Raw genomic sequence first — 22,595 nt, 5'->3', positions numbered from 1 at the left:
CCTTCCGGGGTCACGCCGCAACCACTGCCCGCTTGCCCGCCGGCTCCGCCCGCGCGAAAACCGGTTGGCCCCCGAGACGTTGACCGCGAGCCTGGTGGGCATGCCGCCGAGTCACGTCCACCGCAGTCATGGCCGGCGCGTTCCCCGCCCGGCCCGGGACGGCTCGCTCTTCCTGGGCGTGACCGGCCATACGCTCATCGCCCGGCCCGGGGCCACGGGCGGCCCCGCACGGGCAGCGCGCCGTCCGCGTCTCACGGCGGGCCGACTCGCGCCGTACGCAAGGCTGTTCGCCGTGCCCGGGGCCCGCGCGTTCACCGTCGGGAACATGCTCGCCCGGCTGCCCATGGGGATGCTCTCCGTCTCCGCCGTGATCATGATCGCGAGCACGCGTGGCTCGTACGCGCTGGCGGGCGCCGTCACCGCGACGGGACTCGCCGCGACCGCCGTCGTCGGTCCGCTCACCGCGCGGCTGGTCGACCGGCACGGGCAGGCGCGGATCGCCCTGCCCGCGGCCCTGATCGCGGCGGCGGGGGCGCTGGCGCTCGCCGCGTGCGTACGGTTCGGGGCGCCCGACTGGGCGCTGTTCGCCTCGTACTTGCCGACCGCGACCACGCCCAACACCGGTGGGATGTCGCGGGCGCGCTGGGCGCATCTCTTCCGTGCCGACCCGGCCGCCAGGCACACGGCGAACTCCTTCGAACAGGCCGCGGACGAGCTGTGCTTCGTGGCCGGTCCGCCGCTGGCGGCGCTGCTGTGCACCGGACTCTTCCCGGAATCGGGGACGTTGGCGGGGGCCGTGCTGCTGCTCGCGGGCATGGGGATCTTCACGGCGCAGCGCGCCACCGAACCGCCCGTGACGCGGGAGGCCGGTGACCGTTCCGCTCCTTCTCTCCGACTGCCCGCCCTCGCCCCGCTGTTGGGCGCCTTCCTGGGCATCGGCGTCGTCTTCGGGTCGATGGAGGTCGCCACGATCGCCTTCGCCGACGGGCGCGGGCAGCAGGGCGCGGCGGGCGTCGTGCTCGCCTTCCACGCCGCGGGCTCGGCGGTGGCGGGGCTCGTCGTCGGTGCGGTACGGCCGCCGGAGGGTTCGATGACGCGGCGGTTCGCGCTGTGCGTGGGCGTGGTGGCGGTGCTGGCGCTGGTGTCGTTCGCCGCCGCGAGCAGCGGGAGCCTCGTGCTGCTCGGTGCGGCGCTGCTGGTCGCCGGGATGGGGACGGCGCCCGCGATGGTGACCGGCATGACGCTGATCCAGTCGACCGTTCCGGCGGCGCGGTTGAACGAGGGCATGACCTGGGCGGTGACCGCGCTGCTGAGCGGCATCGCGACGGGGTCGGCCACGGCGGGCCGGGTGGCCGATCTCCTGCCGCCGCCGGCGGCGTTCACGGTGCCGCCGTGCGCCGCGGTTCTCGCCGCGGCCGCGGCGTCGTCGGCCGTCGTCCGACTCAAGTGGCGTGCCCGACGGGCGGGTTGACGACCCTCCCGGCGGGGGCTGGCCGTACCCGGCGAGCCGGCCGGACAGTTGAGTCGAGCAATAGTTACTTGTACGTAACCTACCGATGGGTTACCGGTGGTACGCGCTTGCGCTTAGCGTTCCCCCACTCCGTGAACGAGCACGGCGAGGGGAGAGAGCGATGGGACAGGTGTCCAGGAACCTCCGCGCCCGCACGGGCCTCGGCCGCACCGCACGGCTGGCGGCCGTCGCGGTCGCCGCCCTCGCCTGCCTGGGCGCGCAGGCCGTACCGGCGGGCGCGGCCGACGGGCCGGAACAGCCGTCCGTGCCGAGCGCCGACGTACCGGCGTTCTACGATCCACCTGCGCAACTGCCGCAGAGGAACGGCGACTTGGTCCGCTCCGAGCCGCTGCCTCTGCCGCTGAGCCTGCCCGGTCCGCGCGGTCCGCTGCCGGGCGAGGCGACCCGTCTGATGTACAAGTCCACCGATTCCAACGGGAATCCGGTCGCGGTGACCGGCGCCTATGTCGAGCCGTCCGCCGAGTGGAAGGGCGGCGGCCCCCGCCCGGTGATCGCGCTTGCACCGGGCACGATGGGACAGGGCGACCAGTGCGCCGCCTCGCTGGCGCTGGAGCATCCGCTCTCGTTCGACGGACGCTCCGTGTCCGTCGGTTACGAGGATCTGGCGATCTACCGGCTGCTGTCCGCCGGCGTCGCCGTGGTGCTCACCGACTACGCGGGCCTCGGCGCGACCGACCGGCTGCACACCTACGTCGACCGGCGCGACGAGGGGCATGCGGTGCTGGACGCGGTGCGCGCCGCCCGCAGGCTGGACGGGGCGTCGGTCGGCGCTGACTCGCGCGTCGGGCTGTACGGCTACAGCCAGGGCGGCGGGGCCAGCGCCGCCGCGGCCGAGCTCCAGCCCTCGTACGCGCCCGACGTCGAGCTCGCTGGCGCCTACGCCGGAGCGCCGCCCGCGGACCTGGCCGAGGTGGTGAAGGGCATCGACGGCAGCGCGCTGACGGGTGCCCTGGCGTGGTCCGTCAACGGCTTCCTCCAGTCCGACCCGTCGCTGAAGGAGGTCGCCGACAGGAACATCAACTCCGCGGGCAGGGCCGCCCTCAAGGACCTCTCCACGCGGTGCACGGGCGACGCGGTCTTCACCTACGGCTTCCAGCACAGCGAGGAGTGGACGACCAGCGGCAAGTCCCTCACCGAGATCATCGCCGACGAGCCGAAGCTCCGGGCGACGCTGGAAGAGCAGCGCCTCGGTTCGCTGAAGCCCGAGGCGCCCGTGCGTGTGGCGACCGGCACGCAGGACGACATCGTGGGGCACGAGCAGGCACGCCGGCTGGCGGTGGACTGGTGCAAGAAGGGCGCGGACGTGACGTACAAGCCCGTCCAGCTGCCCAACCTCGGGGACAAGCTGCTCACCAACCACCTCGCGCCGCTGCTGGTGGACCAGGGCGAGGCGATCTCCTGGCTCACGGACCGGCTCTCCGGGCAGAGCGCGGCCTCGGAGTGCTCGCAGCTGTCCGGGCAGCCGTGAGTTCCGAGTGGCCCTGAGGTCCGGGTGACCCTGAACTCCGGGCTGTCCGGGCAGCCTTGAACTCCGGGTGGCCCTGAGCACCCCCTGAACTCCGGCTGGTCGGCGGCGGCCCGCTGCGGCGGGCCGCCGCCGTCAGGCGACCTCGCGGAGGCGGCCGTCCGCGACGTCGAAGACGAAGCCGCGTACGGAGTCCTTGTGCGGCACGAACGGGTTCGCGGAGATGCGCTTCACCGACTGCCGTACGTCCGTGTCGAGTTCGGGGAAGGCCTCCGGCGACCACGGCGGGCGGAACCCGGCGTCCTCCTCGATCTGCCGTTTGAAGTCGTCGTCGGCGAAGGTGAGCATGCCGCAGTCGGTGTGGTGGATGAGGATGATCTCCCGCGTGCCGAGCAGCCGTTGGCTGATGGCGAGCGAGCGGATCACGTCGTCGGTGACGACTCCGCCCGCGTTGCGGATGACGTGCGCTTCGCCCTCTTGGAGGCCCAGCACGCCGTAGGGGTTGAGCCGGGCGTCCATGCATGCGACCACGGCGGTCTGCCGCGCGGGCGGCAGGGGCAGCGGGCCCTCGAAGGCGGCCGCGTAGGAGTCGTTGTTGGCGAGGAAGTCATCGGTGGCGCTCATGTCTGCTCCATCTCTTCCGTGATCCCCCGTGCGGTTCAGCCGATGCGGCTGACGGGGCTGATGCGTCCGGTTCGGCCGGTTCGGCCGGTTCGGCCGGTTCGGCCGGTTCGGCCGACGGGCGCGGTCAGCCGACGGGCACGGCGGCGGCGCTCCGCGGGGGCGCGTAGCGGCTCGACGGGCGGTCCAGTCCGTAGTGTTCGCGCAGCGTGCGGCCGGTGTACGCCTCCCGGAACAGGCCGCGCCGGCGCAGCAGCGGCACGACGTGGTCGGCGAACAGGCCGAAGCCGCCGGGCAGCCACGGCGGCATCACGTTGAAGCCGTCGGCCGCGCCCTCCTCGTACCACTGCTGAAGCTGGTCGGCGACCTGCTCGGGCGTGCCGGCGATGACGCGGTGGCCGCGTGCGCCCGCGAGACGGTGCAACAGCTCCCGCACGGTGGGCTGTTCGCGCTCGACGATGTCGAGTACGAGCTGGAAGCGGCTGCCGTTGCCGCGCTCGCCGTCAGTATCGATCAGCTCGCGCGGTACGGGGCCGTCCAACTCCTCCTGCGTCAGGCGGACTCCGAGGAGCCGGTGGAGGAGCTGAAGTGAATACTCGGGCTGCGTCAGTTCGTTGAACTCGTCGTGCAGCCGCCGCGCCCCGGCCTCGGTCGACGCGATGAACGGGCTGACGCCCGGCAGCACCAGCAGCCTCCCCGGGTCACGGCCGAGCCGGGCCGCACGCTTCTTGATGTCCGCGTAGAAGTCCTGGCCGCTGCGGAGCGTCTGGTGCGCGGTGAAGACCGCCTCGGCGTACCGCGCGGCGAAGGCCCGTCCGTCCTCCGACGAACCCGCCTGCACGTAGACGGGTCTGCCCTGCGGGGAGCGGGGGATGTTGAGCGGGCCGCGCACCTTCAGCAGCGGCCCCTCGTGGTCGACGGCGTGGATGCGGTCGGTGTCGGCGAAGAGGCCGCTGTGCCGGTCGGCGACGAGCGCGTCGTCCTCCCAGCTGTCCCAGAGCTTGCCCACGGCTTCGAGGAAGTCGCGGGCGCGCTCGTACCGTTCGGCGTGCACCGGGTGTGCGTCTAGGCCGAAGTTCCCGGCGGCCTGCGGTGCTCCCGTCGTGACGATGTTCCAGCCCGCCCGGCCTCCGCTGAGATGGTCGAGCGAGGCGAAGAGCCGCGCCAGGTTGTACGGCTCGGAGTAGGTGGTGGACGCGGTCCCGATGAGGCCGACGCGCTCGGTGGCGGCGGCGATCGCCGACAGCCACGTGAAGGGTTCGAGGCGGAAGCGGCTGGCGTAGCGGACGTTGTCGGCGAGCGCCGATCCGTCGGCGAAGAAGACGCCGTCGAAGGCGGCGGCCTCGGCGCTGCGGGCGAGGTCCTGGTAGAAGCGGACGTCCAGCAGCCGGTCGGGGGCGGCGGAGGCGCTGTGGCGCCAGGCGGCCTCGTGGTGACCGCCCGGGTAGACGAAGAGATTGAGGTGCAGCTGCCTGGACGGAGTCTCCGCGCTCATGCGGACACCTCTTCCTTTTTCTTCTGGTCCTCGCGGTCCCTGGCGCGTCCGTCCTCGGTGTCCTCGCCGGTTTCGCCGTCCTCGCCGTCCTCGCCGTCCTTCGTACGGTCCGACGCGTGTTCCGACTCGTGTTCCGACTCGTGTTCCGGCGCCCGCTCCTCGTCCCGCTCCTGCGAGCGCTCCGCGTCCACGCCGAGCCGTGCCAGCAGCGATTCGCGCAGCGCCGCGTACTCCCTGGTGCCGTGACCGCTCGCACCGTCCAGCTCCACGGGCACGTCCGCGGTGATGCGGCCGTCCTCCAGCACCGCGACGCGGTCGGCGAGTTCGATCGCCTCGTCCACGTCGTGCGTCACCAGCAGCACCGCGGGACGGTGCGCCGCGCACAGCTTCCGCAGCAGCTTGTGCATGCGGATGCGGGTGAGCGCGTCCAGCGCGCCGAACGGCTCGTCGGCCAGGAGGAGTTCGGGCTCCCGTACGAGGGAGCGGGCCAGCGACACACGCTGCTGCTCACCGCCGGACAGCTCCACCGGCCACGCCGACTCCCGGTCGGACAGGCCGACTTCGGCGAGCGCCGCACGCCCGCGCTCCCGCGCCCCCGGACCGGTCAGGCCCAGCAGCACGTTGTCCAGGACCCGCTTCCACGGCAGGAGCCGGGCGTCCTGGAAGACGACCGAGACGTTCGCGGGCGCGTTCAGCAGTCCCTTGCCCGCGACGTCGTGGTCGAGGCCCGCCAGCGCCCGCAGCAGCGTCGACTTGCCGGAGCCGCTGCGGCCGAGCAGCGCCACGAACTCGCCCGCCCGGATGTCGAGTTCGAGCCCGTCGAGGACCTTCCTGGCCCCGAAGGAACGCTCCAGGCCGTGGATGCGTACGGCCGTGTCCGCGGCGTGCGCGGGCTTCGTCCCGCCCTCGTCCCGTACGCCGGTATCCGTGCCGTCCACGCCGTCCACGTCAGTACCGACCGCGTCCGCGCCGTCCGGACTCGCGCTCGCACTTGTGCTCGCGCTCGTGCTCGTGCCGCCGTTCAGCCCGCGAGTGTCCGTCGCCATGACAGCACCCTCCTCTCCGCATATCGCACCAGCCCGTCGGAGAGGAGCCCCAGCAGCCCGTAGACGACCAGTCCGACGATGATGACCTCGGTCTGTCCGTACGTGCGTGCCAGCTCCATCATGTAGCCGAGTCCGCTGGTGGCATTGACCTGTTCGACGACGACGAGGGTCAGCCAGGCCGACGTCACCGCGAAGCGCATGCCGAGCAGGAAGCCGGGCAGCGCTCCGGGCAGCACGACATGGCGGATGAACTGGCGCCGCTTCAGCCGTACCGTCTCCGAGAGTTCGACGTAGCGGCTGTCGATCGTGCGCAGCCCGTTGTGCGTGTGGATGTAGACGGGGACGAAGACGGCGAGCGCGACGGTGATGACCTTCATCGACTCGCCGATCCCGAACCACAGCACCAGCAGCGGCACCAGTGCCAGCGAGGGCAGGGCCCGTTTGATCTGCACGGGGCCGTCGATCAGCGCCTCGCCGATGCGGCTCAGTCCGGAGGCGACCGCCAGCACCAGGCCGGCGAGGGTGCCGAACACCAGCCCCAGCACGACGCGTTGGGTGGAGCTCGCCAGATGCCCCTGGAGGCGGCCGTCGGCCACGAGGTCGCCCGCCGTGGTCACGACCGTCCACGGTGCCGACAGCAGCCGCGGCTCGATGAGCCCCGCCGCGGAACCGGCCGACCATACGGCGAGCAGCAGCAACGGGCCGAGGGCGGTGCCGAATCGGAGCGGGCGGCCCGGCGCGAGGCGTGGACCCGTTCTGGTGCGCGGGCGCCGGGCGGCGCCCGCCAGGCGCCCGAGGGTCTGCGTGGTCACGGCGCTCACGGCTTCTCCTTCCCCTGCGCCTCGGCACCCTCCGACTTGCCGCCGTTCGACTTGGCACCGTCCGACTTGCCGCCGTCCGACTTGGCACCGTCCGACTTGGCACCGTCCGACTTGCCGCCGTCCGACTTGGCGCCGCCGGACTTGAGGGCGTCGGCGGCGACGTGCTCGAAGCGCCGGTCGAAGAGCGTCGCCGCGTCGAACCTCTTCTTGCCGGTCTCCTTCGCGAGCAGGTCGACCGTCTTCTGATGCCGCCGGATCACCGGGCCCCAGTCGTCCGGGATCTCGGGCTCGCCGTTGTGCTTGTGCAGGTATTCGCCGTCCTCGCGGCTGAGCCCCTGGTCCTTCACGGCGTAACCCTCGACCCACTCCTTCGGGTGCTCGTATCCCCACACCTGCGCCCGCGCCCAGAGCTTGATGAACTCCCTTATGGCCGCGGCCTTCTGGGGATCCGCCACGGACTGCGTCGGCGCCCACAGATGGGAGGCGTCGTCGCGCAGACCGTGCGGGATGGTCTTGCCGCCCTGCTTGCCGTACTTGGCCGGATAGCGCTTGAGGTTGACGTCCCCGAGCGGGGCCGCGTCGACCTGGTGCTCGCCGAGCGCGGTCGAGTAGACGTCGCCGGTGCTGGGCATCTCGACGAGCTTCACGTCGCTCTTCTTCAGACCGGCCTTGTGCAGGATCCGCAGCACCAGCGCGCCCTGCGCCTGCCCGGGGCTGAAGGCGATCTTCTTGCCGCGCAGGTCCTTGAGGGAGTCGATGCCGGCGCCCGGGGCGATGCCCAGCCGGTAGATCGGGTTCTTCGCCGGATCCTTGCGGAATTCCGCCGCGACCAGCTTCGTGTCCAGACCCGTCCAATGGGCGTGTATGGACGGGACTTCGGCCGCCGCGCACAGATCCAGCGAATGCGCACGGAAGGCCTCCGAGCACTGCGGACCGCCGCTGATGTTCGCCCACTTCACCTTGAACGGCAGCTTCTTCGCCGCCCCGGAGAGCTTCAGCAGTACGCGGTCCTCCGGCGCCCCGATGGTGAGCGTCGTCTTCGGCGAGACCTTCGCGGGTATGTCCGTCTTCGCGAGCTTCGCGTCGGACGGACCGCCGGTGCCCTGCTGGGCGCAACCGACCAGCAGAGCGGGGGCCGTCGCAGCGGCGAGCAGCGCGAGCCCCCGGCTTTCGCGCCGTCGCCGGGCGCCGGTGCCGGAGCGGGTTCTTGGCTGATCAGGAGCGGGCCTGGGCATGTTCGTGTCCCGGTTCGTTCAGGTACTGCTGCGGTACGTACGGGCACACGCCACCGGGCCGCCCGCGGTCGGATACGCGGACAGGCGGCCGGAAGGCGTGGATGAGGAATGTGGGGGAGAAAGAGGTGGAGAGAAGGGACGCCGCAGGGGCGTCGCAGCACGGTGCGCGCAGCGCTCTGCCGCGCGCGGCGAGGGAATTCAGCTACACAGCGCGGAGGCGACGCGCCGTAGATCCACGGAGCGGCGCTGGGTGAAGCCGGGCGAATCGTGCATGCCGTCGAAGCTAATGACGCCCCGTACCCCGGTCAACAGCCCGCAGCCGCAAGGGAGAAAACGCAATACGCGGTTCGTGGCCCCGCCATTGCCGTGTTACACGGGGAAACGAGCCCGCGAGGGCGACTCCGGCGGAGAGGGCGGCACATAGTGCTTGGGCGAGTCACGCTCCTCCGGAGGCGGCGAATTCCGTACGGGGGACTCGACTTGGGGCGCGTCCGCCGCCCGCAGCCCCGCCTCGCGCGCCCAGCCGGCGCGCGCCCGCGGGTGATAGCGGTACCGGAACGGCACGAACCGCCACACGTGATGGACCAGCCGCCCGAGGAGCCGCAGCCTCCGCTCGTCGCGCACGGTCCACCGGTGGCCCAGCCGCTCACGCACCGGCGCGGGGAAGAGCCCCACCGTGAACCAGACGGTGAACCGCGCCTGCGGCCCGCGCAGCACACGCCACACCGGGTGCGGCAGCCAGGAGAGCGCGGGCGGCCTGGCGATGAAGCGGATGTCGAGCACGTCGCGCGTGGGCTGGTTGTCCTCCAGCACCTCGCGCGCCATCCGGTCCCAGTACGCCTGGAAGGCGGGCCAGCTCTCCGGCACGGGCCGCATGCTCATCCCGTACAGCCGCCACCAGCGCACGTGTTCGTCGAAGAGCTGCCGCTTCTCGTCCTCGCTCAGGCCCGGCCCGAAACGGTCGGCGACGAGCAGCGTGAGCATGAAGAACGTCGAATGCGCCCAGTAGAAGGTGTCGGGATCGAGCGCGTGGTACGGGCGGCCGTGCCGGTCGACGCCCTTGATCGTGTCGTGGTATCCGCGCACCTGGCGCGCGGTCGCGGCGGCGCACGGACCGTCGTACACGACGCCGCCGATCGGATACAGCGAACGGAACAGCCGCTCCCAGCGCTCCTCGAAGAAACGCGAGTGCTCGGCGACTCCGGCGCCCAGCCCGGGGTGCATGTTCTGCATGGCGCCCGCCCACGGGGCGAGCAGCACCCCGCGCCAGTCGCCGAAGAACTTCCAGGTGAGCGAGCCGGGGCCGAGCGGCTCCGTAGGGCGCCCGACGGGCACGTGCCGGGCGTGCGGCTGCTGCTTCATACACCCGATCCTTCCCCGCCCGGGCGCCGTTTGAGCCCGGCCCCGCCTTCCCCTACGAGCCGCTGGCCCCCGCGGACGCGACGGCGCCGACGATCGCCGCGTTCGCCATCTGCATCTCGTCCAGCGCCCTCTTCAGCGCGGGCCCGGCCTCACCGGCGCGCTCCGTCAGCTCCTTGATGCGCTTCTTGTGCTGGCGCCGGTCCTTGCCGGAGGTGACGGTCGGGAACCCGCCCACGGCGGCCAGCGCCGTCAACGCGGCCTGCCGCGTGGTGAATTCCTTGACGGGACGCCCGCCGGTCAGCGTCTCCTGAGCCTCCGCGTGCAGCCGCTTCACCTGGGCGGTGTCCTTCACGACGACCTTGTCGGAGAGCCACGTGCGCCGCTCGACGCCGATCACACGCTCCTTCTCCAACTGCCGCTCCACCGCCTGGAAGGTCTGCTTGCGCTCCCGCTGCACCAGCGCCTTCCACTTGCGCGGGCGCTTCTCCGCGGCTATCCCGCGCAGCGCCTCGTCGAGCAGCGGGTCTCCCGTACGCCTGTCGCCGACGGTACGCGCCTTGCCGTCGTCGTCGGTCAGACAGCCGCGGTCGGTCAACTCGACGAGCACAGCGGCCCGCAGCACACTGCCGAGCACGTCCCGCTTCGTGAGCTTCTCCCTCTCGGTGTCGCACGCGAGCAGATACAACTCGGCGGGGAGGCTGCGCCCGTCCCCCGGATTCTTGTCCTTACGGTCCATGCCCCCCATCACAGCACGGAAGCGGGGCCCGGCCGAAGGCCCGGTAACGGGCTTTGTCACCGGCCCCCGCGGTTCCTTGAGCCCGCTGCCCACCCGCTGCCTGCTTCGCCCCGCCGGGCAGTGGCTCGACGGGGCGAAGCGGGCACCGAGTCAGACGACAGCGCTCCGCGCCGTCCGTCGGGGCCAGGGGATCAGACCCCCAGCAGGGTCAACCCGCATGGGCTGCGGCCAACTCGCGTGCCTGCTCCTTGGTTTCCACCGAGGGCGGTGAGCCGGGCAGTGGCCTGCCCGACGACTCGCCGGCGAAGTAGCACGCGACCGCACCGATCACACCGGCGGCCATCAGGTAGTAGCCAGGAATATCGACGTTCCCGGTCCCCTCCACGAGCAACGCGTTGAAGAACGCCGTCGTACCGCCGAACAAGGAAACCGACAGGTTGTAGGCGACCGACAGCCCGCCGTACCGGATCTCGGTCGGGAAGAGCGCCGGCAGCGCGGAGGGCATGGTGCTGTTGAAGCACAACAGCATCAGGGCCATGAGAGCCAACCCGGCGAAGACCGAGGTCACGGTGTTCTGCTGGATCAGCAGAACGGAGGGCAGCCCCAGCACGACCAGCAACGCACACCCTGTGAAAATCACGGGCTTGCGTCCGACCCGGTCCGAGAACCGCCCGGCGAAGGTGATGAGCACCATACCGATCGCCAGGACGATGATCTCCAGGATCTGGGCCCAGGTCGAGCTGACCGCCGGCGCCTGGGAGCCGATGTACTCCAGCATGTACGTGGTGAGCATGTAGTTGGTCACGTTGAAGACCAGCACCATGCCCATGCACACCAGCACCGGACGCCAGTAGCGGACGAAGATCTCCCGGATCTCCCTGAGCGTCGTGGCCTCGCGGCCCTCCGACTTCTCGCTGAGCGCCCGGAACGCGGGCGTGTCCTCCAGCTTCATCCGCAGGTACAGCCCGATGATGCCGAGCGGCCCCGAGATCAGGAACGGGATGCGCCAGCCCCAACTCACCAGCGAGTCATGGGACATGACACCCGGCAGCGTCACCACCAGCGCGATGATCCCGCCGAACAGGTAGCCGGTCAGGGTGCCGAACTCCAGCCAGCTGCCCAGGAAGCCGCGCTTCTTGTCGGGTGCGTACTCCGAGATGAAGGTCATCGCCCCGCCGTACTCACCACCGGTGGAGAAGCCCTGAACCAGGCGGGCCACCAGCATCAGGATGGGCGCAGCCGCGCCCCATGTCGCGTAGCCGGGTATGAACGCGATGGCGAACGTCCCCAGCGCCATGAGGATCACGGTCAGCGAGAGCACCCGCTGACGCCCGATCCTGTCACCGAGCGGTCCGAAGAACATGCCGCCTATGGGACGCACGAGGAAGGCCACGGCGAAGAGTCCCAGCGTTCCGATCAGCCCGACGGTCTTGCTGGAACCGGTGAAGAAGACCTCGGTGATGACCGGGGTCAGGTTGGCGAATACGCCGAAGTCGAACCATTCAGTGACATTGCCGATGGCAGCGGCACCGATGGCGCGTTTGATCACGCCGGGTGTGGTGACCGAAATTTCCTCAACACGTAGTGGATTCCCTCCTGCGGGCTCGGCATCTGAAGCCGCCACAAGAATCTCTCCTCACATCGCTCCTGGCAGACGCAGCCAGAAGGGCTTTCGGCGCGGATCTGGGCTGTGCCGCCGATCCGCACCGCGTACGAGCCACAACGCTGTGGTTCCGGATGCCGGGGCCTGCTCGTCAAATCCTCCACGGGCCTGGACTATTGGTGATTCATTTACGGAATTGATTGTCCATTTACCGAGGAGCGGAGATCCGGCCTTCGGCTGTCCGAATGTGCAGCCTGCCCAGCTTCTCGCGCTTGATTACCCACGATTTCTTCGGAGCGGCGGGCGGCATGGATTGCACCTGACGGCAGGCGGGGCCCTGGCGGCGGTCTCGGCCGACGGGGCCGGTGTCTCGGCGCCGAGCGGCGGCAGGCAGCGGTCACGCACGCGCGAGCGGAGACGGTGGGCCCCACCAGCGGGGCGGGGGTGCGGAGTTGGGAGGCCCGCCAGGGGTGCGCCGGGGCGAAGCCCTACCCAGGGGACGCCAGGGAGCCCGGGGTCCCTGGCTCCGGGGCACAGCTTCGCCAGAGCGCGGGGGGCCGCAGCCAACCAGAGACACAGGGGGTCAGGGCGTTGGGGGCGAAGCCCCTGCCGGGGGTGCAAGGGGCTCAGGGGCACAGCCCTGCCGAGGGAGCCAGGGGGCCAGCCCAAGGGCGAAGCCCCGCCCGGGAAAGCCAGAATCAACGCCCAACCCCGGAGGGAACAACAGGGGCGAAGCCCCGCCCGGGAAAGTCGAAAACGATGCGCAGCCCCGAGGGGGACGGCAGGGGGCGGAGCCCCCGCCCAAGGGGGTGCCGGGGGGCGAAGCCCCCGCCGGGGGTGCGGGTGGCGGAGCCCCCGCCCCGCGCGGCGAAGCCGCGCAAAAACAACGAGGGCGGCCCGGTCCGCGCCTTCCGCGGACACACGTCGCCCTCGCACTCGTGGAGATGGCGGGAATCGAACCCGCGTCCAACGGAGCAGAAGAAGGGCTTCTCCGAGCGCAGTCCACTTCGATTTTCTCGGCCCCGGAGATCACGTGGACAAGTCTCCGACGGGCCCAGTCACTGTTTGATGTCCCGGCAGACCCCGTGACCGGGTCTACGCGGTGAGTTCCCTAGCTGATGCCAGGATCCGGGGCGGGAACGCACCCGGGCTGACACTTCACGCTCGCTGCTCAGGCAGCGAGGGCGAAGGAATCGCGCTTAGAATTGGCGATTATTTTTTTGCGGCACATGGTTAACGAGATCATTGCCGCGTTCCTCGGCTCGCTTCACCTGCTTCGACATCCGCTGTCGAAACCGATCATCCCCATGTTGAGTTGACAACCCGCGTCGCCCTCGCGGGCGGCGCTGTGACCATGGTACGGGACCTGCTCACACGGTGGCCAACCGATTCGGGGCTCTCCGGTATTCCCGCCCCGCCGCGGCACCGGCCGTGCACCGACAGCACACGTCACGGCACCCGACCGTAAGGTTCCGCACCGTGTGCAACGGGCCCCTCCCAGGCCCCCGGCCCCCGGTCGCGCCGCCCCGCCCCGACACTGAGAACTCCCGCTCAGACCTTCACCCGCTGCCGGCGCCGCGCCGCGGCCATCGCACGGTCCGACTCCCGCCGGTCCTGCCGCTCCCGCAGCGCGTGCCGCTTGTCGTACTCCTTCTTGCCCTTCGCGAGCGCGATCTCGACCTTCGCCCGGCCGTTGAAGAAGTACAGCTGGAGCGGCACCAGCGTGTGACCCGTCTCCTGGGTCTTGCCGATCAGCTTGTCGATCTCGTACCGGTGCAGCAGCAGCTTCCGCTTGCGCCGGGCGGTGTGGTTCGTCCACGTGCCCTGTGCGTATTCGGGGATGTGCACGTTGTGCAGCCAGACCTCGCCGCCGTCCAGCTGGGCGAAGCCGTCGACCAGCGAAGCACGGCCCTGCCGCAGCGACTTGACCTCGGTGCCGGTGAGCGCGATGCCGCACTCGTAGGTGTCGAGGATGTGGTAGTCGTGGCGGGCCTTCTTGTTCTGCGCGATGAGCTTACGGCCGCCCCGCGCGTCCTCGGCCTTCTTGGCCCTGCTCTTCTTCTTGTCGTCCTTCTTCGCCATAGCCCGGCCATTCTCCCACTACGACCGGGCCTCCAGGCCACTCAATACCGTACGGGCCCGCTCGGCGGCGTCCCCCTGGCCGTCTATCGGCAGGTCCGGCACGATGCCCTCGCCGTCGAGGGAGCGGCCCGAGGGCGTCGCGTAGCGGCCGACGGTCAGTTCCGCGACGGAGCCGTCCGGCAGCTGCCGCGGCATCTGCACGGACCCCTTGCCGAAGGTGCGGGAGCCGACCACGACGGCACGCCCGCGGTCCTGCAACGCTCCGGTCAGCAGCTCCGCGGCGCTCATCGTGCCGCCGTCGACGAGCACCACCAGCGGCGGCGCCGTCCTGACGCCGGCCGCCGCTCCCGGGCGGCTGTCGGCGTAGAGGGCGCGCTGGCGGCCGTGCTCCTCGTATGTGGCGACGAGCCCGCCGTCGAGGAAGACGGAGGCCGCCTCGACCGCCTCGTCGACCAGTCCACCGGAGTTGCCGCGCAGGTCGAGCAGGAGGCCGGAGCCGGCCCGTACCTCATGGGCGACGGCCTCGCGCACCTGCCGGGCGGAGCCCTTCGTGAAGGAGGAGACCTTGATGCGGGTGACGCCGTGGCCCATGCGGTGGACGGTCACGGCGTCGGCGCTGAGCCGCGACCGGCGCAGCGTCTCCTTCCACTGCCGCCCGTCGCGGTCGAGCCGGAGGTCCACGCTGCTGCCCAGCGGCGAGGGCTCCGCGGAACGGCCGCCGGTCTCGGCGCCGCGCAGCCGCGCAACGACATCGGTGACGGGATGGTCGGAGACGTCCTGGCCGTCGACGGCCCGCAGCCGGTCGCCGGGGCGCACGCCCGCACGGTCGGCGGGGCTGCCCGGCGAGACCCGGGCGACGGCGACGAACGGTGCGCCCTGCGCGTCCCGTTGACGTCGTACGGAGACGCCGACGCCCACGTATTCGCCGTCGAGTGTCTGTTGAAGTCCCTCGTACTCGCGGGCGGTGTAGGCGGAGGACCAGCGGTCGCCGCTGCGGCTGACCAGCTGTTCGGCGGCTTCGTCGCCGCCGGGGCCTCCCTCGCCCCGTACCCGCTCGGTGTCCTCGTGCAGTCCGGCTCTGCTCGCGGGGTCGCCGTACGCACCGCCGGCGAAGTCCGCCTCGGCGGGGGACTCCCCCGCCATGTCACGCGAGCCCGCGAAGGCCCGTACGCCGTCGCCCCATGCACCGGTCGCCGCGCCCGTCGCGAGTACGCCCGCGAAGACCAGTGCCAGACCCGCCCCGCGGCGCAACTGCCGGGAGCTTCCCCTGCGTTTGTCGGGGGATGGGGCGGAATACCACGAGTCCGACATGATTCGGAGTCTAAGCCAGAGGAGGGGCGCCGCACGGCCCGTTGGCCGTACGGCGCCAGCGTCGTGCGTCACACCTTCAAGTACTTGCGCAGCGTGAAGAACGCGGCCACCGCAGGCATCAGGACTCCCACCGCGACGAGCAGCGGCAGCACCTTGAACACGGCGTCCCAGCCGATGAAGTTGATGAGCGCGATCTTCTCCGCGAGCCAGCTGTCGATGAGGAAGAACTTGCCGCCGAGGAGGAGTACGCAGGCGAATCCCGCGCCGATGAGGCCCGCGATCGCCGCCTCCAGGATGAACGGCATCTGGATGTAGAAGCTGGATGCGCCCACCAGCCGCATGATGCCCGTCTCACGGCGGCGGCTGAACGCGGAGACCCTGACCGTGTTGACGATCAGCAGCAGCGCGACGACGAGCATCAGCCCCATCACGAACAGGGCAGCGATGTTCATGCCGTTGAGCAGATTGAAGAGGTTCTCCAGCAGGTTCCGCTGGTCCTGTACCTCCTGCACCCCTGGTCTGCCGGAGAACGCGGTCTGCAACACCCGGTACTTGGTGGGGTCCTTGAGCTTGACGCGGTAGGACTCCTGCATCTGGTCCGGTGTGAGGGAGTCGGCGAGGGGCGAGTCCTTGAACTGCTCCTTGTAGTGCTTGTAAGCCGCGTCCGCGGACTCGTGGTAGACCTTGTCGACCACGCGGAGCTTCTCCAACTCCCCGCGGATCTGGTCCTTCTGCTGCGCGGTGACCGCGCCCTTGGCGCAGTTCGGGTCGGAGTCGGCGTCGTTCTCGTTGCACAGGTAGACCGACACCTGGACCTTGTCGTACCAGTAGCCCTTCATCGTGCTGACCTGTTCGCGGGCGAGCAGGGAACCGCCCGCGAGGGCCAGAGACAGGGCTACCGAAACGATCACCGCGAAGGTCATCGTGAGATTGCGGCGGAGACCGACGCTGATCTCCGACAGTACGAACTGGGCGCGCATGGCGTCCTTTCAGTGTGTTGCCGTCTCAACTGCTCAGACTGCTCAGACTGTTCGACGGCGGCGCGGCCGTTCCGGTTCGCAGCACCGGCCGGCGCCCGCCGGCGGCTCAGTGCTGGTAGCCGTAGACACCGCGCGTCTGGTCACGCACGAGCCTGCCTCGCTCCAGCTCGACGACGCGCTTGCGCATCTGGTCGACGATCTGCTGGTCGTGCGTGGCCATCACGACCGTCGTGCCCGTCCGGTTGATCCGGTCCAGCAGCTTCATGATCCCGACGGAGGTCTGCGGGTCCAGGTTGCCTGTCGGCTCGTCCGCGATCAGCAGCATCGGACGGTTCGCGAACGCGCGGGCGATGGCCACCCGTTGCTGCTCGCCGCCGGACAGCTCGCCGGGCATGCGGTCGCCCTTGCCGCCGAGGCCCACCAGGTCGAGCACTTCCGGGACCGTCTTGCGGATCTGCACCCGGGACTTGCCGATGACTTCGAGCGCGAACGCGACGTTCTCACCGACCGTCTTGTTGGCCAGCAGCCGGAAGTCCTGGAAGACGGTGCCCAGTTGGCGGCGCATCTGCGGCACCTTCCAGTTGGACAGCCGGGCGAGATCCTTGCCCAGTACGTGCACCTGGCCGTTGCTCGCGCGCTCTTCGCGGAGGATCAGCCGCAGGAAGGTGGACTTGCCGGAGCCGGACGAGCCCACCAGGAAGACGAACTCGCCGCGCTCGATGTCCAGCGAGACATCGTGCAGCGCCGGGCGGTTCTGCTTGGGGTAGGACTTGGAGACGCTGTCGAATCGGATCACGGATACACCATGTCGGCCTGGGGTAGGGGCAGCGGAAGCCGGGTGGCGGCTTCCTGGGGTACTCAGGGGCGCACCCGGTGCGCCGGGGACCCCCCTCCCTTCCGGCGTTGGCCGGATGGGGGCGCTCCCCCTGGCTTCGCCGGGGGACCCCCACCCACCGTCAGCCGGGGGAGTGTGGCGACCCTACGCGAACCGGTGCGCGCCGCGCAGTCGGCGTCCGTTCGCAGTGGGCTTGGTCACGTGCCTTTTGGGACGAAGCGGAGCATTCCCGGTTCTTTCCTCCGCCGGTACGCGCCGAGGGGCGCCGTCGGCGGGCGGACGAGGCGGAGCATCTGCGCTCGCGCGCGGATGCTGGCACAGTGGAGTCGAGAGCGCAGCCCCCGGGGAACCGATCATTCCCCGGCGTCGTTGGCAGACTGAGAGGAGTTCGCATGACATGCGACCGACTGGTGTGTGCCAACTGCGCCGGCCCCGTCAGCGAGGGCCGCTGCGCCGTCTGCCGCGCACACCGTGAGCGCCTGCACCGGGAGTCGCCGCTCGCGAGCCTCTCCCCCACCGCCCTGTTCGCGCTGCTGCTCGGACTGCTGGCAGTGGCGCTCGTGGCACAGCGGATGGCCGTGGCGTAACGGGAGCGGTACGGGGTGTGATGCCCGTGCTGTGAGACCCGTGCCGTGAGGGCCGGTGCGCCCGTCGGCCTGCGATGGCGAGCGCCGGGGACATACGAGAGGACATACGAGGGGGCCCGGAGCGCTGTGTGCGCTCCGGGCCCCTCGCTTGCGCGTGATTACGCCCGCGGACCTCAGGCCACGTTACGGCGGTTGATCATGCGCGGCATGACGCGGAAGGCCACACCGCCCGCGATCATCGTCGCGGCGCCGACCAGCAGGAAGGTCGTCTCGGCGGAACCGGTGTCGGCCAGCTCCTCCTTCGGCGCCTGCGGCTGCTCGGGCTGGCTGCCGGTGCTGTCGGGCTGGGTGTTGCCGCCCTCGCAGTCGACGCTGTCGTCGTTCAGGTTGCAGGTGTCGTCGCCGCCGCCGGAGCCGCCGATGGTGGCGGGCTCCTCGCCGCCGCTGTCACCACCGTTGTCGCCGCCGGTGGTGCCCTGGGTGTCACCGCCGGTCGTGGTGGTCGAACCGCCGTTGGCGTCACCGCCGTTGTCGCCGCCGGTGGTGCCCTCGGTGTCGCCACCGGTCGTGGTGGTCGAACCGCCGTCGGTGTCACCGCCGTTGTCGCCCTCGGTGTCACCGCCGATACCGCCGTCGACGCCGCCGCTCACGGTGCCCTCGGTGTCGCCACCGTCGTCACCACCGGTGGTGCCCTCAGTGTCGCCGCCGGTGTCACCACCGCTGTCGCCACCACCGATCACACCGCCGAGGAGGCCGCCGACGAGACCGTCGTTCTGCGCCGCAGGAGCGCTGTCGGTGTCCGCGGCCTGCGCGGCGCCCGCAGCGGTGAGCGAGGCGCCGACGGCGAACACGGTGCCGGCAGCGACACGCGCCACGCGCAGCCGCGTCTTCGATTTGATCATTGGCCAACTACCCCCAGTAGTTTCATTCTTCGATGGAGCAGCTGTGTGACGGGCTGCGGAGCCTCTTGCCGGGACACGGATTCTGTCCGCCTCTTCACCCCCGCGCGCGCCCCTGACACAGGCATGCGAGCGAACAGCTTTCCCAGTTTCCACACCTCAGTCAAGCGAGAACGGTGTGAATTGGCCGTACTGCACGGGGAGTTCACGACTGCGGCCCGAATCGTTATGCGGCCGTGGCATGTTGGGCCTCACGCGGCCGTCGCGGACGGCTCGTTCAGCCCTGGTCCTGCTGCTCCTGCTGCTTGCGCCAGCGGATGCCCGCTTCGAGAAAGCCGTCGATATCCCCGTCGAGAACGGCCTGGGGATTGCCGACTTCATGCTCCGTCCGCAAGTCCTTCACCATCTGGTACGGGTGCAGGACGTACGAACGCATCTGGCTACCCCAGGAGTTGCCCCCGTCCCCCTTGAGCGCGTCCATCTTCGCCTGCTCCTCCTGACGGCGGTGTGCGAGCAGACGCGACTGCATGACGCGCATGGCGGCGGCGCGGTTCTGGATCTGGGACTTCTCGTTCTGACAGGAGACGACGATGCCCGTGGGGATGTGGGTCATACGCACCGCGGAATCGGTGGTGTTGACCGACTGGCCGCCGGGACCGGAAGAGCGGAATACATCGATCCGCAATTCGTTCTCGGGAATGTCGATGTGGTCGACCTGCTCTACGACGGGCAGCACCTCGACGCCCGCGAAGGACGTCTGCCGACGGCCCTGATTGTCGAACGGCGAGATGCGCACCATGCGGTGCGTGCCCTGCTCGACGGAGAGAGTGCCGTAGGCGTAGGGCGCCTTGACGGCGAAGGTCGCGGACTTGATGCCCGCCTCCTCCGCGTAGCTGGTGTCGTAGACCTCGGTGGGATAGCCCCTGCGCTCGCTCCAGCGCAGATACATGCGCATCAGCTGCTCGGCGAAGTCCGCGGCGTCGACGCCGCCCGCCTCCGCGCGCACGCTGACGACCGCCTCGCGCGGGTCGTACTCACCGGAGAGGAGGGTGCGCACCTCCAGCTCGTCGACCGACTTGCGCAGCGCCTCCAGCTCGGCCTCGGCCTCGCCACGTGCGTCCGCGTCGTCCTCGCTGCCGGCGAGCTCGAAGAGCACCTCCACGTCGTCGATGCGGGAGCGCAGCTCCTCGACCTTGCGCAGCTGGCCCTGGAGATAGGACAGCCTGCTGGTGATCTTCTGCGCGTTCTCCACGTCGTCCCACAGGTCGGGGGCCGCCGCTTCCTCCTCGAGGGAGGCGATGTCGCCCCTCATCCTGTCGAGGTCCATCACGGCCTCGATCGACTCCATAGTGGAGCGGAGGGACTTGAGCTCTTCGGGGAAATCGGGGATGGCCACACCTCCACCCTAACGGCTGGGGGACCGGGCCGTTCCTGCCCGGGGCGGGGGTACGGACGGGGTGCGGACGCAGCGCTCACGGGGCCGTCGCGGGTCGCCCGCGGGCGGGGCCCCTGCCGCGTACCGGGGTCCCGGGTTCAGGGTCCCGGGCGCCGGTCCGGGTCACGGACCGGCGCCGGTGAGCGCTGCGGACCGGGGCCGCCGGTCAGGGCTCCTGCGGGTGTTCCACGGCGGGCGCCGGCTGCGTGGTCTCACCGTCGTCGCCGGACGCCGCCAGCCAACCGCCCAGACCGGCGACCGCCGCGATCACGGCCGCCCCGGCGCCGAGTTTGATGCGCCGGCGCCGCGCCGCCGCGGCCGAGAGCCGGTTGCGCGCGGAGCCGGCACGCGGCTCCCCCACCGCGCGTGGGGTGCGGGCGGTGCCGTGCGCTCCGCCCGCGAGCTCGTCGGCGCCGGGCACGCGCATGCTCGTATGGGTGTCGCGGTTGGAGTCGGGGCTCGCGCCGCCGTGCACCAGGGGCACGGCGGCCCTGCGGCTGCGGCCCGTCCCCGACGTGCCGTGACCGGAGCGGCCCGGCTGACCCGAGTCGCCGGCGCCCGCGCTCTGCGGACGCCCCTCTCCTCCCGTGGAGGCGGACACGCCCTCCCGCTCCGCCACGGCACGGCCGCCGGAACGGGCTTCACGGGAGCCGTCCTCGGCGTACGCGTCCGGCCCGTACCGCCCGCCGGAGCCCGCGGAGCCCTCGGAGCCCGTGGCGCCGTCGGAGGTCCCGCCGTGGTCGTAGGAGCCGTACGGCTCGTAGGGCTCCTCGGGCTGTTCGTCGATGTCCAGCGGCGGCAGGCCCTCCAGATCGGGCAGCAGCTCCCGCAGCCGCCCCGCCACCTCGACCGCGCGCAGCCGCGAGGCGGGGGCCTTGGCGAGGCACTGGTGGATCAGCAGCCACAGCTCGTCGGGGATGCCGGGCAGCGGGGCCACCGACTCGGTGACGTGCCGGCGCAGCACCGCGCCGGGGTGCCCGCCGCCGAACGGCGTGAATCCGGCGAGGAGCTCGTAGAGCACGGTGGCCAGCGCGTATATGTCGACCGACGCACGGGGCGGCAGGCCCTCCACGATCTCCGGCGCCAGATAGTCGGGGGTGCCGATGATCGACGTGGCCCGCGTCGTACGGGGAGAGTCGATCAGCTTGGCGACGCCGAAGTCCGTGAGCAGCGCCGGCGGCGCACCGCCGGGGCCCGCGGGGGCCAGCGCGTCCAGCAGTACGTTCTCCGGCTTGACGTCCCTGTGGACGATGCCCGCCGCGTGCGCCGCCGCCAGGCCGTCCGCCACGTCCGCCGCGATCGAGACCGCGGGCTGCGGAGCGATGCGGCGGTCGTGCTCCAGGCGCGTACGCAGATCCGTACCGCGGACCAGCTGCATGACGAGTGCGAGGTCGTCGCCGTCCACGACGAGGTCGCGGACGCCCACCACGCTCGGGTGGTCGAGGCAGAGCAGGGCGCTGCGCTCCTGCACGAAGCGCTCCACCAACTCCCCGTCGGAGGCGAGGTCCTCGCGCAGCAGCTTGACCGCGACGGGGCCCTCGGGGCCTTCACCGAGCCACACCGTGCCGGCGCTGCCGCGGCCGAGGATCCGGTGAGCGGTGTAGCGACTGCCGATCTTCCGTGCCATAGCGACAAAACTACGCGGCGGAAGGGGGGTTGAGGGGCCCGGAGCGCACTAACCGTCACTTTCGAGGGGGAATTCCCTCCCAGGAAGTCGACAAATCTCTGAACTCGCTCCGAACTCACGTACGCAGAAGGCTATTTGGGAGCGCTGTCGATCAGATTCCCGATCTCGTCGAAGAGGTTCTGAACGGACTCCCAGAAACTCTTGCCCTGCTCCCACCACTCGGGAAGCGGCGTGAGATTCCACACCAGTACCGCCGCCACCACCAGAAGCAGGATCATGAACAGGCAGCCCTTGAGACAACCCAGGCCGGGAATGTGCATCGGATTCGCGCTGCGCTGCCTCGGCTCACGCCTCGGGCGCGGCTCGCGGCGCGGCGGCGGCTCCGGCTCGTAACGCCGCGGCGGCGGCTGGGCCGGGCGCTGCTGCTGCCGTCCGTAGTAGTCCTGCGGCGGCGCCTGGGAGCGGCGGCCCTGCGGCGGCTGCTGCGGGGGCGCCTGACGCTGCGGGCGGCGCCGCAGCGGGTCCATGCTCGGGTCGAGCGGCTGGACCTGCGTCTGCTCGTTGCGGTCGCGGGCCGCGCGCAGCTGGTTCTCCCAGGGGTGCGGTCCGTCGGGCATGCCCGCGTCCGGGGACTGCGCCGGCGGGGGCGGGGCCCCGGGCACGGGCGGCATGACCTGGGTCGGGTCGGCGTTGGGGCCCTGTCCGGGCCGGTCGCCGCCGGCACCGCCCGGCCCCTGCCCGGCACCGCCGGACTGCGGCATGTAGCTGGTCGCCGCGTTCGGGTCGTACTGGCCGCCGCCCGGACCCTGCTGGTGCTGGGCGGACGGGGAGTTGGGCAGCACCTGGGTGGGGTCGGCGTTCCCGGCGGCGGCACCCGCCGCCGCCCCGGCCGCCGCAGCCTTCGAACTCCCGCGCACAGACGCA

Annotated in this window: 17 protein-coding genes, 1 other RNA gene and 2 pseudogenes; 3 read left to right on the top strand and 17 right to left on the bottom strand. The window is 71.0% G+C overall.

Features of this window, described 5'->3' with window-relative positions:
* The first annotated feature begins 100 nt into the window (after nt 1–100).
* Together HCC61_RS00100 and HCC61_RS00095 are read left to right on the top strand one after the other, a co-directional pair.
* Nucleotides 101–1,471 (top strand): MFS transporter, encoded by a 1,371-nt coding sequence (locus HCC61_RS00100; RefSeq protein WP_169133153.1) that lies wholly within the window; start codon nt 101–103, stop codon nt 1,469–1,471.
* A 160-nt stretch (nt 1,472–1,631) separates the two neighbouring features.
* Nucleotides 1,632–2,999, top strand: a complete 1,368-nt coding sequence (locus HCC61_RS00095; RefSeq protein ID WP_169133152.1) for a lipase family protein — start codon at nt 1,632–1,634, stop codon at nt 2,997–2,999.
* 132 nt (nt 3,000–3,131) lie between these two features.
* Here HCC61_RS00095 and HCC61_RS00090 read toward each other — a convergent pair whose 3' ends face one another.
* From HCC61_RS00090 to ftsE, 13 genes and pseudogenes are all read right to left on the bottom strand, one after another.
* Nucleotides 3,132–3,620, bottom strand: coding sequence for a carbonic anhydrase (locus HCC61_RS00090; RefSeq protein WP_169133151.1), 489 nt, complete (start codon nt 3,618–3,620; stop codon nt 3,132–3,134).
* A 124-nt stretch (nt 3,621–3,744) separates the two neighbouring features.
* Nucleotides 3,745–5,112 carry an LLM class flavin-dependent oxidoreductase gene (locus tag HCC61_RS00085; protein WP_169133150.1) on the bottom strand — a complete coding sequence of 456 codons (1,368 nt, stop codon included), beginning with the start codon at nt 5,110–5,112 and terminating at the stop codon, nt 3,745–3,747.
* A gap of 263 nt (nt 5,113–5,375) precedes the next feature.
* Nucleotides 5,376–5,975: pseudogene (locus tag HCC61_RS00080) on the bottom strand (ABC transporter ATP-binding protein); the annotation flags it as partial.
* 158 nt (nt 5,976–6,133) lie between these two features.
* Nucleotides 6,134–6,946, bottom strand: a complete 813-nt coding sequence (locus tag HCC61_RS00075) for an ABC transporter permease (RefSeq protein ID WP_206321964.1) — start codon at nt 6,944–6,946, stop codon at nt 6,134–6,136.
* A 29-nt stretch (nt 6,947–6,975) separates the two neighbouring features.
* Entirely contained in the window at nt 6,976–8,214 is a 1,239-nt protein-coding gene (locus HCC61_RS00070) for an ABC transporter substrate-binding protein (RefSeq protein ID WP_169133148.1), read from the bottom strand.
* 369 nt (nt 8,215–8,583) lie between these two features.
* Nucleotides 8,584–9,576: an oxygenase MpaB family protein gene (locus HCC61_RS00065; RefSeq protein WP_169133147.1), complete on the bottom strand. Its 993-nt coding sequence runs from the start codon at nt 9,574–9,576 to the stop codon at nt 8,584–8,586.
* A gap of 52 nt (nt 9,577–9,628) precedes the next feature.
* Nucleotides 9,629–10,312, bottom strand: coding sequence for a GPP34 family phosphoprotein (locus tag HCC61_RS00060; RefSeq protein ID WP_169133146.1), 684 nt, complete (start codon nt 10,310–10,312; stop codon nt 9,629–9,631).
* 208 nt (nt 10,313–10,520) lie between these two features.
* Nucleotides 10,521–11,861, bottom strand: coding sequence for an MFS transporter (locus HCC61_RS00055; RefSeq protein ID WP_346776946.1), 1,341 nt, complete (start codon nt 11,859–11,861; stop codon nt 10,521–10,523).
* Between the two features lie 990 nt (nt 11,862–12,851).
* Nucleotides 12,852–13,222, bottom strand: a transfer-messenger RNA (tmRNA) gene (ssrA, locus tag HCC61_RS00050).
* Between the two features lie 244 nt (nt 13,223–13,466).
* Nucleotides 13,467–13,997, bottom strand: a complete 531-nt coding sequence (smpB, locus tag HCC61_RS00045; protein WP_169133145.1) for an SsrA-binding protein SmpB — start codon at nt 13,995–13,997, stop codon at nt 13,467–13,469.
* A gap of 18 nt (nt 13,998–14,015) precedes the next feature.
* Nucleotides 14,016–15,308: a S41 family peptidase gene (locus HCC61_RS00040; RefSeq protein WP_169133144.1), complete on the bottom strand. Its 1,293-nt coding sequence runs from the start codon at nt 15,306–15,308 to the stop codon at nt 14,016–14,018.
* A 68-nt stretch (nt 15,309–15,376) separates the two neighbouring features.
* Nucleotides 15,377–16,288 (bottom strand): permease-like cell division protein FtsX, encoded by a 912-nt coding sequence (ftsX, locus tag HCC61_RS00035; protein ID WP_169133143.1) that lies wholly within the window; start codon nt 16,286–16,288, stop codon nt 15,377–15,379.
* A 106-nt stretch (nt 16,289–16,394) separates the two neighbouring features.
* Entirely contained in the window at nt 16,395–17,084 is a 690-nt protein-coding gene (ftsE, locus tag HCC61_RS00030) for a cell division ATP-binding protein FtsE (protein ID WP_169133142.1), read from the bottom strand.
* A gap of 431 nt (nt 17,085–17,515) precedes the next feature.
* Between ftsE and HCC61_RS00025 the strand changes: the two genes are divergently transcribed.
* Nucleotides 17,516–17,710 carry a hypothetical protein gene (locus HCC61_RS00025; RefSeq protein WP_169133141.1) on the top strand — a complete coding sequence of 65 codons (195 nt, stop codon included), beginning with the start codon at nt 17,516–17,518 and terminating at the stop codon, nt 17,708–17,710.
* A gap of 173 nt (nt 17,711–17,883) precedes the next feature.
* On the opposite strand, the gene HCC61_RS00020 is transcribed toward HCC61_RS00025, so the two are convergent.
* The 4 genes and pseudogenes from HCC61_RS00020 to HCC61_RS00005 all read right to left on the bottom strand — a co-directional run.
* The gene (locus tag HCC61_RS00020; RefSeq protein ID WP_206321912.1) at nt 17,884–18,612 is read right to left on the bottom strand and encodes an LPXTG cell wall anchor domain-containing protein; all 729 of its coding nucleotides are present in this window, start codon (nt 18,610–18,612) and stop codon (nt 17,884–17,886) included.
* 274 nt (nt 18,613–18,886) lie between these two features.
* Nucleotides 18,887–20,005 carry a peptide chain release factor 2 gene (gene prfB, locus HCC61_RS00015; protein WP_169133140.1) on the bottom strand — a complete coding sequence of 373 codons (1,119 nt, stop codon included), beginning with the start codon at nt 20,003–20,005 and terminating at the stop codon, nt 18,887–18,889.
* A 205-nt stretch (nt 20,006–20,210) separates the two neighbouring features.
* Nucleotides 20,211–21,671, bottom strand: coding sequence for a serine/threonine-protein kinase (locus HCC61_RS00010; protein WP_169133139.1), 1,461 nt, complete (start codon nt 21,669–21,671; stop codon nt 20,211–20,213).
* 131 nt (nt 21,672–21,802) lie between these two features.
* Nucleotides 21,803–22,595 (bottom strand): annotated as a pseudogene (locus HCC61_RS00005) (serine/threonine protein kinase); the annotation flags it as partial.

The organism is Streptomyces sp. HNM0575 (assembly GCF_012726265.1).
Classification (GTDB): domain Bacteria; phylum Actinomycetota; class Actinomycetes; order Streptomycetales; family Streptomycetaceae; genus Streptomyces.
This window is presented reverse-complemented; position numbering and strand designations above follow the sequence as displayed.

Bases quoted from the DNA above. Each gene is read 5' to 3' on its own strand.
- HCC61_RS00100 (WP_169133153.1), top strand. From the start codon at position 101: ATGCCGCCGAGTCACGTCCACCGCAGTCATGGCCGGCGCGTTCCCCGC.
- HCC61_RS00095 (WP_169133152.1), top strand. From the start codon at position 1,632: ATGGGACAGGTGTCCAGGAACCTCCGCGCCCGCACGGGCCTCGGCCGC.
- HCC61_RS00090 (WP_169133151.1), bottom strand. From the start codon at position 3,620: ATGAGCGCCACCGATGACTTCCTCGCCAACAACGACTCCTACGCGGCC.
- HCC61_RS00085 (WP_169133150.1), bottom strand. From the start codon at position 5,112: ATGAGCGCGGAGACTCCGTCCAGGCAGCTGCACCTCAATCTCTTCGTC.
- HCC61_RS00070 (WP_169133148.1), bottom strand. From the start codon at position 8,214: ATGCCCAGGCCCGCTCCTGATCAGCCAAGAACCCGCTCCGGCACCGGC.
- HCC61_RS00065 (WP_169133147.1), bottom strand. From the start codon at position 9,576: ATGAAGCAGCAGCCGCACGCCCGGCACGTGCCCGTCGGGCGCCCTACG.
- HCC61_RS00060 (WP_169133146.1), bottom strand. From the start codon at position 10,312: ATGGACCGTAAGGACAAGAATCCGGGGGACGGGCGCAGCCTCCCCGCC.
- smpB (WP_169133145.1), bottom strand. From the start codon at position 13,997: ATGGCGAAGAAGGACGACAAGAAGAAGAGCAGGGCCAAGAAGGCCGAG.
- HCC61_RS00040 (WP_169133144.1), bottom strand. From the start codon at position 15,308: ATGTCGGACTCGTGGTATTCCGCCCCATCCCCCGACAAACGCAGGGGA.
- ftsX (WP_169133143.1), bottom strand. From the start codon at position 16,288: ATGCGCGCCCAGTTCGTACTGTCGGAGATCAGCGTCGGTCTCCGCCGC.
- HCC61_RS00025 (WP_169133141.1), top strand. From the start codon at position 17,516: ATGACATGCGACCGACTGGTGTGTGCCAACTGCGCCGGCCCCGTCAGC.
- HCC61_RS00020 (WP_206321912.1), bottom strand. From the start codon at position 18,612: ATGATCAAATCGAAGACGCGGCTGCGCGTGGCGCGTGTCGCTGCCGGC.
- HCC61_RS00010 (WP_169133139.1), bottom strand. From the start codon at position 21,671: ATGGCACGGAAGATCGGCAGTCGCTACACCGCTCACCGGATCCTCGGC.